Genomic DNA, 17,117 nt, shown 5'->3' with positions numbered 1-17,117 from the left:
AAAAAATCGCCATGATAAATGACTTTTGGCATAAGGATTGCTGGGTTTAATGCAGCCACATGCCAAACATGAGTGTTATGCCAGATTCTTCACGCCCCCAACAAGCGCCACAACGTGTGATCAAAACACGCCGTGAATATAATATTTGGGTAGCAGATGAAAGTATCGAAGATTATGCGCTCCGCTACGCACCCACCTCAGTACGTAAATGGTCACCTTGGACGGTGACCAATACCGCAATTTCGACAGTCAGCTTTTTGGCGATGGAAGCCATTGGGGCGACCATGCTTTGGCAATATGGCTTTAGCAATGCGTTATGGGCAGCAGTTGTCGTATGTACCATCATATTTTTGACCAGTTGGCCGATTAGTTATTACGCCGCAAAATATAATGTAGACGTCGATTTGCTTACTCGTGGTGCGGGTTTTGGCTATATTGGCTCGACCATTACGTCTCTGATTTATGCCAGCTTTACCTTTATTCTGCTTGCGTTTGAAGCCGCCATTATGGCGATGGCACTTGAGCTTGCCTTAGGCATTCCGCAAGTTATTGGTTACTTAATTTCTGCATTAGTCATTTTGCCTTTAGTGGTCAAAGGCATTGGTTTTATTAATAAAGTTCAGGCGATCACACAACCAATCTGGCTCTTATTGCTGTTATTACCGTGGTTTTTTGTACTTTGGAAACAACCACAAATTTTAAGTAGTAGTCTGCATTTTGTTGGGGCAGTTTCAAACTCGACCGATTTTAACCTGTATTACTTTGGTGCGGCGTGCACTCTTATTTTTTCATTTGTGATCCAAATTGGTGAGCAAGCCGACTATTTACGTTTCTTACCGCAAAAAGAAAAGAACAGAACCGCATGGCGTTTTGCCGTTTTTTTAGGTGGCCCATCTTGGATTATTTTTGGATTTCTAAAAGTCTTGATGGGCATGCTGCTGATGGTGTTGGCTTTTCAGCTATTTATTCCTGTATCTGAACTAGACAATCCGACTTATCTGTATTGGGTTGCCTATCAACAATTTATTCCAAATCCTCAGCTAGCGTTAATATTGACTCTAGCACTGGTTTGCTTGGCGCAAATTAAAATTAATATGACCAATGCCTACGCTGGTTCATTGGCATGGTCTAACTTTTTTGCCCGTTTAACTCATAGCCATCCGGGACGAATTGTCTGGCTTCTTTTTAACGTGTTTATTGCCATTGTTTTGATGGAAATGGGCATTAGCCATGCGGTTGAACGCATTTTGGGACTATATAGCAATATCGCTTTGGCATGGATTGGTGCCGTTGTCGCCGATTTAATTATCTGTAAGCCTTTAGGCTTAAGCCCGAAAGGAATTGAATTTCGCCGTGCTTATTTATACGACATTAACCCCGTAGGTGTGGGTGCTTTACTGATTGCTTCAGTGCTATCGATGCTGAGTTATTTGGGCTTTTTTGGACTCATGGCGAAAGGTTTGGCGAGTTTTGTTGCTCTAGGAAGTGCGGTGTTATGTGTGCCTGTTATTGCTTACTTAACCAAAGGCAAATATTACATTGCACGCCAACCTGAAAAAATTCAGGCAACTTCGGTTGCTAACTGCGTGGTATGTGAACGGGACTATGAACTTGCCGATATGGCGGGCTGCCCAGCTTATAACGGTACGATTTGCTCTCTATGCTGTTCACTTGAAGCACGCTGTCACGATTTATGTAAACCCGATGCACGTTGGTCAGTACAACTCAAAAAAGCCATTTGGCACTATTTACCAGAACGTTGGGCTAGCCGTTTAAATAGCAGGGTCAGTTTGTATTTATTACTGACTCTGGGGTTGTCTATTGTTCTGGCAGTGAGTTTAAGTCTGGTTTATATCCAAGAAAAAACCTATTTGGAAACCATTAATGCTGCAGCCGTTCCGCAGTTATTTACGCTATTTGTCAAAATTTACACGATTTTATTTTTATTGATGAGCGTTGCTGCGTGGTGGTTAGTTTTAAACGATGAAAGCCGTCGTAATGCTGAAATTGAGACACATCAACAAACAGCATTATTGATTGACGAAATTGCTGCCCATGAAGTCACTTCAAAAGACTTACAAGATGCCAGAATAGCTGCAGAACGGGCAAATGATGCAAAAAGCCGTTATGTCATTGGTATTAGTCACGAACTACGGACACCTCTAAATAGTATTTTGGGCTATAGCCAATTACTTCAAAAACAAGAGCAACTTTCAGAACAAGGCAAAATGGCGCTCGGAGTAATTAGCCGTAGTGGACAGCATTTGACTTCACTCATTGACGGTTTACTCGATTTAGCACGAATTGAAACAGGTAAAATTTCTTTAAATGCAGTAGACGTTCATTTCCCCAATTTTATTGAACAGATTATTCAAATGTTCCAGCCGCAGTTTGAACAGAAGAATTTACAGTTTGTTTATGAAATTGGACAGAACCTACCGCATTATGTGCGTACCGACAAAAAACGCTTAGAGCAAGTGCTCATCAATTTGCTGGGCAATGCTTTAAAGTTTACAACGAGCGGTACAATTACTTTAAAAGTCGAGTACCGTTTTCAAACGGCGTATTTTGAAATTAGAGATACGGGCTGTGGTATTGCAGAGGCAGATTTAGAACGAATTTTTAACCCGTTTGAACGGGGCAGTAATGTAGTACAAGGCGGATTTACCGGAACAGGGCTTGGACTACCAATTGTAAAATTATTGGTCGATTTACTCGGCGGACAGCTATCTGTGACTAGTCAGCTCAATCAGGGCTCACAATTTAAGATTAAGTTTTATTTACCTTCAAAAGAAGTAGTTCATCCAATTTCTAATGTTTACTCCAACCAGATTACGGGTTATCAAGGCGAGCGAAAACGAATTTTGGTTGTCGATAATGAAGCGGTGGACCGAGGTTTAGTCGCTAATTTTCTAAAACCATTGGGATTTATAATTGAAGAAGCCGAGTCGGGCATTGACTGTTTAAGACGTGTACCTATTTTTCAGCCTAATCTGATTTTGATGGATTTAAATATGCCTTTGATGGGTGGCTGGGAAACAGCGCGGTTATTACGTCAGAATAATATTACCAATGTGCCGATCTTAATTATTTCAGCCAATGCAGGTGAGCGTGAAGTCAATCCACAAGATGCGGTCTTAAGTGAAGACTTTATGCTAAAACCAATCGATCTGAATTTGTTGCTCAGTAAAATTGGAGACAAGTTAGGCTTGGTGTGGATTGATTCTAAATCAGAGACATTCCTTGAAAATAATGAAGTTCAAGCACTTGATGTAAAGGTGTTTAAGCAGGAGCAAGCTGTTGTTCATACGCCAATCCAACAACCAGAAAATAATGATCTGTTTGATTTACCACAAAGCTTGCAACAGTTAAATGATTTGATTGGGCAGGGTTATATTCGTGGAATTCAACAGACTTTAACGCAATGCCGTCAAAATTTTCCAGATCATAACGAGTTATGGGAACAGCTTGAACAGGCTATTCAAAAGTTTGATTTAAAACACGCGCAACGATTGATTCAGGATAAGCAATGAGTACGCAACATGTTTCTTTTCAGCAAGCTTCGCCAAACGAGCAGGCTGTTATCCTGATTGTGGATGATGTGCCGGAAAATTTGGGCTTGTTACATGAAAGTCTGGATCAGGCAGGTTATCGAGTGCTTGTTACAACGGATGGATTAAGTGCTATTGAAATTGCACACCGATGCTTACCGGATATGATTTTACTCGATGGCAATATGCCACATATGGATGGTTTTGAAAGTTGTATACAGCTTAAAGCGAGCCCAATTACGCAGTTTATTCCCGTCATTTTTATGACAGGTTTGTCTGAGACAGAACATATCGTGCGTGGTTTTCAGGTCGGTGGAGTGGACTATGTAACCAAGCCCTTAAATATTGAAGAAGTATTAGCAAGGGTAAAAACACATTTGGCACATGCCAAATTATTGCAACAACAAAAACAGGTGATTGATGCAACTGAAACAGCCATTCTCGCGCTAGATGTTCACGGTAAAATTGTGTGGAAAACTCAAAAAGCCAGCGATTTACTGAATCAATATTTACCTGAATTAGAGGGTTTTGAGGCAGGTTTAAAAGCTTGGTTTTCAGACTTAGAGCAAGAAAAAGACCCCAAAAAATTAACCAGCTGTTCTTATTCAACACCATCTCAGCAATTACAGCTTTTATTGCTCACGCCGTGGGAGACCGAGCCAAGTGTGGCTAAAAATTATCTTATCCAGATAAAAACTTCTACACCAGCTTTGGAAATGGCTGATATTTTGAAATATTGCCCACAGTTGACTCAACGTGAGGCAGAAGTCATGCACTGGTTGTTGTTGGGGAAAACCAATAAGGATATTGCAGAAATTTTGGAGCTTAGCCCACGGACGGTGAACAAACATTTAGAGCATGTTTTTGAAAAACTTTGCGTTGAAAACCGAACTGCTGCTGTTGCCCACATTAATAGCTTGGTACAAGAGTTTCATTAAGTAAATTGAAGATTGTATTTAAAAAGCATACAGACTCGCTGCTAAAAACAGGCTATTTTTTTACAGTTAAATTTGTTCTTATAGATAAAGATTATACAAAGTCATTTCTAAATAAATATGAGTCGTAATACGAGGAATTCATTGTGAATATTCAACAAAAAGATGATACAAAACACGGCAGCTTTAGCTTACTTGATGGTGAAACCGTTGCAGGTGAAATGACTTATACATGGGCAGGCGAAAGCATGCTGATTATTGATTCGACAGATGTGAATGAAAATTATCGCGGACAAGGGGTAGGACGCCAATTACTGGACGCTTTGGTAGCTTTTGTTCGTGAAAAAGACGTAAAAGTAATTCCACTTTGCCCATATGCAAAATCAGTTTTTGATAAAGACCCAAGTATTGGTGATGTACTTAGAAAATAAGCAATAAATTGAAAATCATTTAATAAAAATCGGGCGTTGGTGTCCGATTTTTTTATTGGCTTTATTATTCATCTTTGTTTTAGTGAATATGTTTTAAGCGGTTGTTTTCAACTGATTTAACACTTTTCGATTGCCAAATCGAATTTATCAAACTTATAGAAAAGCTTATCTAATAAAAATAGTTTTAGACCAATTGGGAAAAAAATAAACTCGTTACACAAATATTTAATGGCTGACGAAAGCTAAATATTTATAACGTTTTAATATTATTTGTTGGAATTTTCCTTGAACTGGCAGTATATCCATAGTGTGTTGCCGCAATTTTTCTCTGCAACTTTGACCACGCTGAAAATTTCAATTATCAGCATTATTTTGGCGATTATTGTAGGGCTGATTTGCAGCATTTTAATCACATATCGCGTGCGGGTACTAAATAGAATTGCCCAGTTCTATATTGAGTTATCTCGAAATACCCCTTTATTAATTCAACTGTTCTTTTTGTATTACGGTTTGCCAAAACTGGGCATCAAAATCGATGGTTTTACTTGCGGTGTAATCGGACTGACCTTTTTAGGCGGAAGCTATATGGCTGAAGCTTTTCGAGCAGGTTTGCAGTCTGTTGCTAAAGGGCAAATTGACTCAGCAAAAAGTATTGGTCTACAACCGATTCAAATTTTTAGATATGTCATTTTCCCTCAAGCACTGGCTATTTCAATTCCGGCAATAGGGGCAAATTGCCTATTTCTAATTAAAGAAAGTTCTGTGGTGAGTGCTATTGCTGTCGTTGAACTGCTTTTTGTGACCAAAGACTTAATTGGCATGGACTATAAAACTACGGAAGCTCTGTTTTTACTCATCATGGCTTATCTGATTATTTTATTGCCCGTGTCTATTTTAACCAGTTATCTGGAGCACAGAAGTCGGAAGGTGAGCCATGGAACTTGATTATCTATTTCAAGCAAGTCACCTCGAACGTTTAATGTGGGGACTTTGGGCAACTGCAAAAATTGCTTTTATTTCGGTGTTTTTCTCTGCAATTTTCGGCACAGTTTTCGGCGTCATTATGACTTCTAAAAACATAGTCGTTAAAGCGCTGTGCCGCCTGTATCTAGAAGCCATTCGAATCATTCCAATTTTAGTTTTGCTGTTTGTGTTTTATTTCGGCTTTGCGACATGGTTTAACTGGCAATTTTCTGCAATGTGGGTGTGCGTTGTTGTGTTTGTTTTATGGGGTACGGCTGAAATGGGCGATTTAGTTCGTGCAGCCATTACTTCAATTGACCAGCATCAACGCGATTCGGCTTATGCGCTTGGACTTACCCATGTTCAAGCTTTGGTCTATGTCATTTTCCCGCAAAGTCTAAAACGAGTAACACCAGGCGCGATTAATTTATTTACCCGAATGGTGAAAACCAGCTCTTTGGCAGTCCTGATTGGTGTGGTTGAGGTCATTAAAGTTGGCCAGCAAATTATTGAAAATTCGCTGTTAACCGTGCCGAGTGCTTCTCTTTGGATTTATGGCTTTATTTTTATTTTGTATTTTCTGATTTGCTACCCCTTATCTCGTTTGGCGGCACATTTGGAAAAGGTCTGGGAGTAATTATGCCTTTGTTATCGATACAACAATTACAGAAATCATTTGCACAAAGTCATATTTTACAGGGCATTGATCTGGATGTAGAACAAGGAGAGGTGGTTGTTATTTTAGGTCCATCGGGCTGCGGTAAAAGTACTTTATTGCGCTGTATTAATGGCTTAGAACCGATTCAGGGTGGTGAGATTCGTTTAACTGGTTCAGGCGTGCTCGGTAAAGATGTGGACTGGACTAATGCTCGTCAAAAAATTGGCATGGTTTTTCAAAACTATGAGCTATTTGGGCATATGAACGTCATTGACAATATTTTGCTTGGACCACTCAAAGTACAAAAACGCCACCGTGATGAAGCTGAACAAGTCGCAGATGAATTGCTAAAGCGAGTCGGGCTATATGAGCGAAAACTTGATTATCCACGACAACTTTCTGGTGGACAAAAACAGCGTATAGCCATTGTCCGTTCACTGGTCATGCAACCTCAAGTGATTTTACTTGATGAAATTACCGCTGCGCTTGACCCAGAAATGGTGAGGGAAGTGCTCGATGTAGTACTCAAGTTAGCGAATGAAGGAATGACCATGTTGATTGTGACACATGAGATGTCCTTTGCACGTAAGGTTGCTGACCGCATTATTTTTATGGATAAGGGCAAGATTATTGAACAGGCTTCACCAGAAGAATTTTTTGAACAGCCGAAGACAGAACGAGCGAAAGCCTTTTTAAATATTTTGTCGTACTAAATTTTTATTATTTGAATCATGAGGAAATGAATGTTTAAACGTAATTCAATAAAAATATTAAGCAGTCTTGCTGTTGCTGGGGTGTTATTAACTGCATGTAGTAAAACGCCATCAACTGAACAGGTAAGTAATGCTCAAGAAGACCATTCTTTAGAGCAAGTCAAAAAAAATGGGGTTCTACGCGTTGCCGTTTTTGCCGATGATCCGCCGTTTGGTTATGTAGATAGTGCAGGTAATAATCAGGGCTTTGATGTGGCTTTAGCAAAACGGGTGACTAAAGATTTGCTCGGTGATGAAAAGAAAGTTGAGTTTATTGTGACTGAAGCTTCAAATCGGGTGGAGTTTTTAAAATCAAATCGTGCCGATGTGGTATTTGCGACATTTACAGTAACGCCAGAACGTAAGCAAGTTGTCGATTTTGCCGAGCCTTATTTAAAAGGTGCTTTTGGCATTGTCTCACCTAAAGCTAAGCCGATTACCGACATTACCCAGTTAGAAGGTAAGACCTTAATTGTAAATAAAGGCACAAGTTCAGATACTTACTTTACCAAGCATTATCCGAAAGTAAATTTACTCAAGTTTGAAAGAAATTCGGATGCCTTCAAAGCTTTAACCGACGGTCGTGGTGACGCAATTTCACAAGATAGTACATATGCTTTGGCGTGGGCCGCGAAGAATCCAAGTTATGTTGCAGGTATTCAGTCTATTGGTGATCAAGAGTTTATTGCACCAGCAGTTAAAAAGGGCAATACCCAATTATTGAATTGGCTCAATACTGAAATTAAGCAGCTAAGAACAAGCGGTGAAATTAAGAAAATTTATGATGAAACCTTGAAGCCAATTTACGGTGACTCGGTCAATCCAAATGTGTTTTTAGATGTAGGCCAATAATTTTCGATATCGCTAGAGCAGTACCTAAAAGTAGGCGCTGCTATTTTTAAATAAGACTTTTACAAAAACGATAGGGTGAAATAATGACAACATTAACATTTCAAAACGTGAAGCATATTTTAGCTGCCTCTTTACTGAGTTTAGGTTTAGTTGCATGTGACAAAGGAACTCAGTCTACTGAAAAAACGGCAGATACTACACAAACTGTGTCGAGTATTGAACAGATTAAAAAGAATGGTGTGGTACGAATTGGTGTATTTAGTGATAAACCGCCGTTTGGATATTTAGATGCCGAAGGTAAAAATCAGGGCTTTGATGTAGAAATTGCTAAGCATGTTGCTAAAGATCTGCTAGGTGATGAAAACAAAGTTGAGTTTGTTTTAACTGAAGCGGCTAACCGTGTCGAATACTTAAAAGCCAATAAAGTAGATATTATTTTTGCAAACTTTACCGTTACACCAGAACGTAAGGAAGTGGTCGATTTTGCTAAACCTTATTTGAAAGTCGCTTTGGGTGTCGTTTCTCCTAAAAGTCATCCAATCACTGATGTTGCTCAACTTAAAGATAAAACTTTGTTGGTGAACAAAGGTACAACGGCTGATTCATTCTTCACCAAGACTCACCCTGAAATTAAACTACAAAAATATGAGAAAAACACTGAAACTTTTGATGCTTTAAAAGATGGTCGTGGTGCTGCGCTTGCACATGATAACTTGCTGGTTTTAGCTTGGGCTAAAGAAAATCCAAATTACACTGTTGGCATTACCAATTTAGGTGAGCAGGACTTGATTGCACCAGCAGTGAAAAAGGGTGACAAAGAGTTATTGGACTGGTTAAACCAAGATTTAGAGAAATTGGCGAAAAAAGGCGTGATTCATCAGGCTTATGAAAAAACGTTAAAACCAGTCTATGGCGATACGATTAATCCAAAAGATCTATTGGTTGAGTAGTTTTATTCATAGCCCCTAATGACTAGGATTTAGATAGGATTTGCTTGAGCTAGGATTCATCTACAGCCTGCCTATAATCTATAAAGATAATGTTTTTGCAATATTTTTTTATAGATATAAACAGTGGTCAGGTTCTGTAGATGAGAAAGTTTTTTGGTTACTTTTTTCAAAAAAAGTAACAGAATGAGCTGATCGCTTTAGAGATTCAAAGATAGAATTTTATCGTGCTAATTCATTGAATTTATATTACTTTAACTTAAATAAAGTCGGCTCTGCTGCTAATTTATCTGCCAAATATTGAATCAACACACTCAACTTAGGCGGAACATGCCGTGTCGGTGGGTACAGTAACCACAGCCCACCGCTATAATAGGTTTTAAAATCCCAGTCGGGCAAAACCTGAACTAAGCTACCTTGTTGTAGTGCATGGCGTGCAACGAAGTATGGCAAGCTCGCAATACCTAAATGCTGTAATGCAGCACTCAAACGCACACCGGTATGGTTTGCTGCATAACGACCACGCACAGCCACACTTATCGATTTATTTCCCTGTTGAAATTTCCATTTTGAGTCACTGGCTTGCTCACCCAAGTAAATACATTCATGCTGCTTTAAATCATGAGGATGCTTCGGTGTACCATGCTTGGCCAAATATTCAGGCGTAGCACAAACCAAATGATCAATATCAATGAGTTTTCGGCCCATTAGTCCACCCGGTGGCTGCTCTGTAATTCGAAGCGCTAAATCAACTCCATCATCAATGAGATCTACATAACGATCTTCTAAAAGCATTTGTATATCAATTTTTGGGTAGCGTTCTAAAAATTCGGGTAAATGTGGGTGAATCATAAAATGTCCCACAGCTTTCGGAACACTCATACGAATAACACCTTCTGGCTCGACATGAAATTGTCCAGAACTTTCCATGACTGCTTGTGCTGCATTCACCATGTCTAGACAGCGTTGATAGACCTGTTGTCCACTTTCACTTAAACGAAGTTTCCGTGTAGTTCGATAGAGTAAACGAGTGCCTAAAGCACGTTCTAAACGGGCAATGGCGCGGCTCACAGCAGAAGGTGTTGTACCAAGCTGTCTTGCAGTTTCAGAAAAACTTTCCGACTCGACAACCTTAACGAAAGTCGCCATTTCATTTAACAGAACCAGACTTTGATTTGTGCTCATGAGGCAAAAGTTATTTGGATTTTTATTGGATTATCGCGTCTAAAAAATATCAATACAATCGTTTAAGTGATTTTCAGGAAACTAAATTGTTATGTGGCAGTTGTATGGACATGAGTTTTTAACGCTAGCTCTTATTCACTTTATGGCGGTGATTTTACCGGGACCAGATTTTGTGATTACGGTAAGGCAAAGCGTACGTTATGGTTATTTGATTGGATGTCTAACTGCAATTGGTATTGGTGTCGGGATTTCAGTACATGTGTTTTATACACTTGTTGGTATTGGCTTCTTGATTCAGCAAAGTGAATGGCTCATGTCTCTGATCAGAACAGCGGGGGCGGCTTACTTAGTGTATTTAGGATGGCAGTGCTTACGTAGCCAGCCGAATACCAATATTGAGATTAATGGCCAAGCAGATAGTGATGCGCCGAGCTTATTTAAAGCTTTTACAATGGGTTTTCTTACTAATGCGTTAAACCCCAAAGCCACTATCTTTTTTCTGGCAATTTTTACGACGATTGTAAGTACGACCACACCGATGAAAGTTCAGGTTTTTTATGGGATATGGATGTGTATGGTTAACGCTATTTGGTTTATGGTGGTGAGTGTACTGTTTGCACAGCCTATCGTACGTAAACGGTTTTTGGAGTTCGGGGTTTATTTTGAGCGGATGATGGGAGTGTTGTTGATTGGGATTGCGTTGAGATTGATTTGGGGGGTGTTTAATTAAGTTGGTTTTATTTATAAGTGGATGGGTTAGCGCGACGGAGTCTTACCGTGTATAGGTCATAATAAAGTAGCTAATTCTGTTACTTTTTTTGGAAAAAGTAACCAAAAAACTTTGTCATCTACAGAACCTGTTCACTGTTTTCATCTATCAGGAAATGTTGCCAAAACATTATCTTTATAAATTATGGGCAGGCTGTAGATGACTTTTAGCTCAAGCCGAAGGCTAATCCAGAAATCAAATTTAAAATAATAAGACTCTGCCGTGATAAGCACTTTAAATTTTTTAGATTATTAATGACTTTTAACTCGAGCCGAAGGCTAATTCAGAAATCGCATTTAAAATAATAAGACTCCGCAGTGATAACTACTTTGACTTATTACATCTATATATGACTTTATAGCTAAAGTAGTTTTAATAAATAATCCATAAAAAAGACCGCTCAAAAGCAGTCTTTTCTAGTCTAAAAATAGATTTAATTGCTACGCCTATTACGCGTCAGTTGATGTAAAACCGACACCAATAAATCAATTTCTTCAGTCGTGTTATAAAAAGCCAAAGATGGACGCACGGTCTGTTCTACACCAAAACGACGTAAAATGGGCTGTGCACAGTGATGGCCAGAACGTACGGCAATACCATGTTGATTTAAAGCTTTACCGACTTGTTCGGTTGAATAGCCTTGTAAGGTAAAGGACATTACACTGGCTTTGTGATGTGCGGTTCCGATCAAGCGTAAACCTGACACACTGCTCAGCGCATTTTGACCATATTCGAGTAGATCATGTTCATAGCGAGCAATGTTATGAATGCCTAGACTTTCGACATATTCAAGTGCAGCACCTAAACCAACAGCATCGGCAATGTTTCCAGTTCCAGCTTCAAACTTGTTTGGTGCAGGTTGGTAAACTACTTGTTCGAAGGTAACATCCTGAATCATGTTACCGCCGCCTTCCCAGACAGGCATGCTTTCTAGCAGCTCTGGTTTGGCATAGACCGCGCCAATACCTGTTGGCCCAAACACTTTATGTCCAGAAAACACAAAAAAGTCTGCATCAAGGGCTTGTACATCGGTAGGGATGTGCGAAACAGATTGAGCACCATCAACTAAAACGCGTACACCTTTGGCATGTGCAATTTTAATGACTTCAGCAACAGGTGTGACTGTGCCTAAAGCATTCGAAACCTGAGTAATCGACAGTAGTTTAGTGCGCTCATTAATCAGTTTTGGCAACTCTTCTAAAATAATCTGGCCCGTGTCATCCACAGGAATGACTCTTAATTTCGCTCCAGTTTTTTTAGTGAGTTGATACCAAGGCACAATATTGGCATGGTGTTCTAAGTGAGAAACGATAATTTCATCACCTTCGCCAATATTTTGCTCAACCCATGTTTTTGCAATCAGGTTAATGCCTTCGGTTGTTCCTCGAACAAAGATAATTTCTTTGGAAGAGGGTGCACCAATAAATCGGGCAACTACATTTCTTGCATGTTCATAGGCATCGGTTGCACGGGCTGCTAACTCATGTGCAGCACGGTGAATATTTGAGTTTTCATGCTGATAAAAATAAGCAATCCGGTCAATCACGCGCTGCGGTTTTTGTGTAGTTGCGGCGTTATCAAACCAGACCAAAGGTCGACCATTGACGCGTTCCTGTAAAATTGGAAAATCGCGACGTATGGCATGCACATCGAGTGGTTGAGCACTACTTGCTACAAAAGTGGGTTGCGATGGTTGATAGTGACTATAACTTTGTCCACTTTGAGGCAAGTCTAAAAAGTAAAATGCAGAGCTTGCCGAACTTTGGGTAGGCGTGTTCGTTGCAAAACGATCTTCCGTCAGTAAGGACTTGAGCTGATCACCATGTGGCAATTGAAAAGACTGCGCAACTGAATAATTATCTTCAACACCTTTAACAGATGGTTCTGCTGCATTGGGGGCATAAAAATCATTTAAAAAATAATAAGGTGATTCACCTGCACCAGTGGGTAAGCTGGGTTCAATGCGCGGCACATTTGGTTCACTATGAGCAGCTTGTGGCAAATGTGGTTCAAATGGTGGACGTGGCAAATTAGCTCCACCAATCACAGGCGCGGAAGCTACTATTCGACGTTCAGGGTAGTCTGGCAAATTTGGAATATGCTCAGGATATTCCGGATTGAGACTTTTCTGAAAAGCGATATTGGGTGCACGGCCACTGAGTGCAGAAAATGGTTCACCCGGTTGCGGTGGGTGTGGTGGCGCTCCGACAGGTAAGTCCAAGTTAAGGCCCGATGGAGAAGCTGAATTGCTTGAGCTTGGTAATGCTGAAAAAAACTCATTAGCAAGTCGAGTAATGGTGGACTCATCGGGGAAGTTGGCTGGTGGGTTAACACCAGTCACTTCAGGCCCTGTTGGACTACCTTGCAGATTATTTGTAGTTAACTGGGTAGTCATGATATTTGTCCACCTCCACATCATCTAACACTGCTAACGCATCATCTGTTAATACTGCAAGTGAGCAATATAACGAGATTAGATATGACGCAATTGCGTTACGGTTAATTCCCATAAAGCGTACTGAAAGCCCCGGTGACTGTTCACCCGCAAGACCCGGTTGGAACAAACCAACAATCCCTTGACGCTTTTCACCAACACGAAGCAGCAAGATTTTAGTTTTACCATCTTCTACAGGAATTTTATTTGATGGAATAAGTGGAATTCCGCGCCATGTAATGAACTGCGAACCAAACAGACTAACCGTTGGAGGCGGTACACCACGGCGTGTACATTCACGGCCAAATGCTGCAATCGCATCCGGGTGTGCTAGGAAAAATCCCGGTTCTTTCCAGACTTTACGTAATAAGTCATCAAGATCATCGGGGGTAGGTGGGCCATTTAAGGTCGAAATACGTTGGTCATCTGTCACACTAGCCAATAAACCGTATTCAGGGTTATTGATCAGCTCACTTTCTTGACGTTCTTTAATGGTTTCAATGGTTAGACGGAGCTGTTCTTTAATTTGGTCGTGTGGGCTGCTGTAAAGGTCAGCAACGCGTGTATGTACATCTAAAACAGTAGATACACCATTTAAAAAGTATTCACGTGGTTCTGGATCATAATCAACAAAAGTTTGAGGTAAAGTTGCTTCATCACGTTGTGTGCAAGCCACCTGAATATCATCGGTATTATTGACACGGTTTAGGCGATAAATACCTGCTTCAACAGGAATCCATTGAAGTAAGTGAGTCAGCCAGCGGGGAGTAATTGTAGAAAGCTGGGGAGCTGTCTTGGTTGCATTGGCCAGTTGACGGGCCGCATGGTCCCCAAGTGCAAGTTGGGCTTTGTCTGTATTTTTCGCCATGAATCATTTTTCCTTATTGCATTGGCTTTTTGAAAATAAAAATTCTAGGATGCATATAAACTAGAATTAGTTCTGGTTTTAAAATTAAAATCGCGTTATAAATTTTTTAAATACTGAGCTTATTAATGAGTTATCTATTTTCTAAATAAAAATATATTTAAACTAGAAATAAGCATTTTATTAATCTGCACGTTCTTTGTTTATTTATCTCCTTATCTATTTATTTCACATCTATAGTTTTTAACCGGCAATATGATTTTTTTGATACGACTCATTCGGTGACTGTAAAATCTGGCTACCTGCTGCAACACTATGCGTAAGCCAGACATTTCCCCCAATAATGGACCCTCGACCAATCGTAATACGGCCTAAAATAGTCGCGCCTGCATAAATCACGACATCATCTTCAACAATCGGATGGCGTATATAATCTTTTTTCAAACCACCATCATCATTGGTTTCAAAGCGTTTTGCTCCAAGGGTCACGGCTTGATAAATACGAACGCGTTCCCCAATCACACAAGTCTCGCCAATCACCACACCCGTACCATGATCAATGAAAAAGCCTTTACCGATTTGTGCACCCGGATGAATATCAATACCTGTTGCAGAGTGAGCTAACTCCGAAATAATGCGTGACAATAAAGGCACTTGAGCATAGAGCTGATGCGCAATTCGGTGATAAATAATCGCAAATATGCCCGGATAGCAGAGTAGTACCTCATCTACACTATGTGCTGCTGGATCACCTTCATAAGCCGCCCGTACATCACCATCTAAAAGGCGTCGTATAGAGGGCAAAGTGTTGGCAAAATCCTGAACAATAGTTTGGGCAAGTTCTTGTGGTTGCTGGACTGTGCTTGAATGGCCCAAATGACGTTTTGCCTCATAATTCAAAGCCAGTTGTACTTGCGCATGTAAGGCTGTGAGTACCCGATTTAAAGTATAGGCAATATAAGAATCTTCAGTTTCTTGGAGTAAGTCAGCAGGGCCTAAACGCATTGGAAATAAAATGCCGCACAGGTCATCTAAAATGGCCTTTAAAGCTTCTTTAGATGGAAGTTCGCGGCCCCCAAATTCTTTTGTTCTGTGCTGTTGCTGACGCCAGTCATGCCTTGCTTGTTGTAAACCTTGTACAACCACATTAATGTTCCATTGAGTCACAAGCTTTCCTTGTTTCACTGAAAATTGATTAGAGTATTAGTCTTGTTGCCAAGGAAGTTGGTGGATGCGCCAGCCATTTTTCTGATTACGCTGTTGCTGATCATTTAGATCACCTTCGAAGCCTTCAAGAACGTTATAAATGTGCTCAAAACCTGCATTAAATGCGGCCTCGGCAGCTTGTGCTGAACGGTTGCCGCTACGACATAACAAAAGAATGGTTTTGTCTTTGCCAACTTTTGATTCGAGTTCTTTTAAAAAGCGTGGATTACGGTTAAACGATGTGCCTGTTGCCCAAGCAACATGAACACTTTCAGGGACATAACCCACAAATTTACGTTCTTCATTGGTACGCACATCAACTAAAACAGCTTCTCCTTGTTGTACGAGTTGCCATGCGTCAACAGGTGATAAACTGCCACTAAAATTTAGTTCGTGTTCTTGTGCATATTGCTGTGCTTTAGCAAGAATATCTTCGGCCGAAAAGGATGTATTTGAACCATTTGAGATAAAACTTTGTGGAGTTTCAGTATTTAATTTAGCGTTCATTGAATATATCCTTATCTTTGATTCAGATTGTTAAGGATCAATTTACGCGGTTTTAAATATAAGCAAAAATAAGGAATATCTATTTATATATATTATTTTGATAAATAAGAGCGGTGAATATTTTATATAAAACAGTATTAGTTAATCTTATAAAGTTATTAAAGTAAAATAGATTTAATAAATTTTATTATTTAGTAAAAACCGTGCAGATTAAAATAATCCGCACAGTTTTTAAAATTAAGCAAATCCACCATTTACTCGAATGACTTGAGAATTTACCCAACGTCCATCTGGACCAGTTAGCATGGCAACTACACTGGCAATTTCGTCAGGTGTTCCGATTCGTTCCAATGGAGCAAGTTTTGCAATAGCCGCCACTTGCTCTTCAGTTTTTCCATTATAAAAAAGGTCAGTACCTGTCGGGCCGGGCGCAACTGCATTTACAGTGATATTGCGGCCACGTAACTCATTTGCTAACACATGTACTAAACCTTCAACACCTGCTTTTGAAGCAATATAAGGACCATATGCTGGAAAAGATTTGGCAATTACACTGGTTGAAAGCGCAATAATCCGACCACCATCTGGCACCGTTTCGGCCGCATGCGCCAATATTAAAAATGCGCCACGTAAATTGGTATGAATCACTGTATCGAAATCTGGCAGGTTTTCAGGTGTAATTTTTGCCATATGCATAATGCCTGCGCTATGAACCACAACATCTAATTGACCGTTAATCGCTTTAGCTTCTTGAAATAAACGACTCACTTCATGTTCATTTGCAACGTCTGCTTGAATAGCAGAAGCTTGACCACCTTGCTCAATAATATGATCTACAGTGGCTTGGGCATGCACCTTATTGCCTGCATAGTTAACAATCACATAAAAGCCATCTTGAGCTAAACGTTCTGCAATAGCACGGCCAATACCACGTGATGCGCCAGTAATCAGAGCTGTCTTTTTTGAAATATTCATTTTTAGATTGCCTGTTTGAGTAAGTATGGCTTATTTTAATAATATAGAAATATGGGATAAATCGTTGGAATTGGATAAGATAATTCC

At 40.0% G+C, this 17,117-nt stretch carries 16 protein-coding genes and 2 pseudogenes; 10 read left to right on the top strand and 8 right to left on the bottom strand.

Translation table 11 applies throughout. The features are described from left to right. The first annotated feature begins 68 nt into the window (after positions 1-68). The 3 genes from J678_RS12955 (at position 69) to J678_RS12945 (ending at position 4,917) form a co-directional block, all read left to right on the top strand. Positions 69-3,533, top strand: a complete 3,465-nt coding sequence (locus J678_RS12955) for an ATP-binding protein (RefSeq protein WP_025466114.1) — start codon at positions 69-71, stop codon at positions 3,531-3,533. Continuing rightward, complete coding sequence (locus tag J678_RS12950) at positions 3,530-4,489, top strand: response regulator transcription factor (RefSeq protein WP_017392948.1); 960 nt, start codon at positions 3,530-3,532, stop codon at positions 4,487-4,489. The genes J678_RS12955 and J678_RS12950 overlap by 4 nt, the downstream gene beginning before the upstream one ends. A gap of 143 nt (positions 4,490-4,632) precedes the next feature. Beyond that, on the top strand, positions 4,633-4,917 hold the full coding sequence (locus J678_RS12945) for a GNAT family N-acetyltransferase (RefSeq protein WP_017392947.1): 285 nt from the start codon (positions 4,633-4,635) through the stop codon (positions 4,915-4,917). Between the two features lie 116 nt (positions 4,918-5,033). Here J678_RS12945 and J678_RS23075 read toward each other — a convergent pair whose 3' ends face one another. Further along, positions 5,034-5,138, bottom strand: coding sequence for a hypothetical protein (locus tag J678_RS23075; protein WP_079378143.1), 105 nt, complete (start codon positions 5,136-5,138; stop codon positions 5,034-5,036). A gap of 64 nt (positions 5,139-5,202) precedes the next feature. Here J678_RS23075 and J678_RS12940 point away from each other — a divergent pair, with 64 nt between their 5' ends. From J678_RS12940 to J678_RS12920, 5 genes are all read left to right on the top strand, one after another. Beyond that, positions 5,203-5,862, top strand: coding sequence for an amino acid ABC transporter permease (locus J678_RS12940; RefSeq protein WP_001104469.1), 660 nt, complete (start codon positions 5,203-5,205; stop codon positions 5,860-5,862). Next, the gene (locus J678_RS12935) at positions 5,852-6,517 is read left to right on the top strand and encodes an amino acid ABC transporter permease (RefSeq protein ID WP_000418067.1); all 666 of its coding nucleotides are present in this window, start codon (positions 5,852-5,854) and stop codon (positions 6,515-6,517) included. The genes J678_RS12940 and J678_RS12935 overlap by 11 nt, the downstream gene beginning before the upstream one ends. Before the next feature lie 2 nt (positions 6,518-6,519). Beyond that, positions 6,520-7,251, top strand: a complete 732-nt coding sequence (locus tag J678_RS12930; RefSeq protein ID WP_001130362.1) for an amino acid ABC transporter ATP-binding protein — start codon at positions 6,520-6,522, stop codon at positions 7,249-7,251. Between the two features lie 30 nt (positions 7,252-7,281). Beyond that, complete coding sequence (locus J678_RS12925; protein WP_017392946.1) at positions 7,282-8,142, top strand: transporter substrate-binding domain-containing protein; 861 nt, start codon at positions 7,282-7,284, stop codon at positions 8,140-8,142. A gap of 83 nt (positions 8,143-8,225) precedes the next feature. Continuing rightward, positions 8,226-9,092, top strand: coding sequence for a cysteine ABC transporter substrate-binding protein (locus J678_RS12920; protein WP_017392945.1), 867 nt, complete (start codon positions 8,226-8,228; stop codon positions 9,090-9,092). Positions 9,093-9,141: 49 nt separating this feature from the next. On the opposite strand, the pseudogene J678_RS23070 reads toward J678_RS12920, so the two are convergent. Together J678_RS23070 and J678_RS12915 are read right to left on the bottom strand one after the other, a co-directional pair. Then, positions 9,142-9,262: pseudogene (locus tag J678_RS23070) on the bottom strand (hypothetical protein). Between the two features lie 76 nt (positions 9,263-9,338). Continuing rightward, positions 9,339-10,274 (bottom strand): LysR family transcriptional regulator, encoded by a 936-nt coding sequence (locus J678_RS12915; protein WP_002049444.1) that lies wholly within the window; start codon positions 10,272-10,274, stop codon positions 9,339-9,341. 91 nt (positions 10,275-10,365) lie between these two features. Here J678_RS12915 and J678_RS12910 point away from each other — a divergent pair, with 91 nt between their 5' ends. Next, positions 10,366-11,004 carry a LysE family translocator gene (locus tag J678_RS12910; RefSeq protein WP_017392944.1) on the top strand — a complete coding sequence of 213 codons (639 nt, stop codon included), beginning with the start codon at positions 10,366-10,368 and terminating at the stop codon, positions 11,002-11,004. Between the two features lie 88 nt (positions 11,005-11,092). Further along, a pseudogene (locus J678_RS23840) lies at positions 11,093-11,213 on the top strand (hypothetical protein). A 263-nt stretch (positions 11,214-11,476) separates the two neighbouring features. Here J678_RS23840 and J678_RS12905 read toward each other — a convergent pair. The 5 genes from J678_RS12905 to J678_RS12885 all read right to left on the bottom strand — a co-directional run bounded on the left by J678_RS12905 (position 11,477) and on the right by J678_RS12885 (position 17,030). Beyond that, entirely contained in the window at positions 11,477-13,438 is a 1,962-nt protein-coding gene (locus J678_RS12905; protein WP_017392943.1) for a family 2A encapsulin nanocompartment cargo protein cysteine desulfurase, read from the bottom strand. Further along, a complete protein-coding gene (locus J678_RS12900; RefSeq protein ID WP_001107594.1) occupies positions 13,413-14,345 on the bottom strand; it encodes a family 2A encapsulin nanocompartment shell protein in 933 nt (310 codons plus the stop codon). Before J678_RS12900 ends, J678_RS12905 begins: the two co-directional genes overlap by 26 nt. A 240-nt stretch (positions 14,346-14,585) precedes the next feature. Beyond that, complete coding sequence (epsC, locus tag J678_RS12895; RefSeq protein ID WP_079378142.1) at positions 14,586-15,527, bottom strand: serine O-acetyltransferase EpsC; 942 nt, start codon at positions 15,525-15,527, stop codon at positions 14,586-14,588. A gap of 18 nt (positions 15,528-15,545) precedes the next feature. Continuing rightward, a complete protein-coding gene (locus J678_RS12890) occupies positions 15,546-16,055 on the bottom strand; it encodes a rhodanese-like domain-containing protein (RefSeq protein ID WP_000992245.1) in 510 nt (169 codons plus the stop codon). 237 nt (positions 16,056-16,292) lie between these two features. Next, positions 16,293-17,030, bottom strand: coding sequence for an SDR family oxidoreductase (locus J678_RS12885; RefSeq protein WP_017392941.1), 738 nt, complete (start codon positions 17,028-17,030; stop codon positions 16,293-16,295). Between the last annotated feature and the right edge of the window lie 87 nt (positions 17,031-17,117).

This window comes from Acinetobacter sp. 1424608, assembly GCF_000588255.1.
Classification (GTDB): domain Bacteria; phylum Pseudomonadota; class Gammaproteobacteria; order Pseudomonadales; family Moraxellaceae; genus Acinetobacter; species Acinetobacter nosocomialis.
Note: the sequence above shows the minus strand (reverse complement) of the source record. Positions and strands in the feature narration are given on the sequence as shown.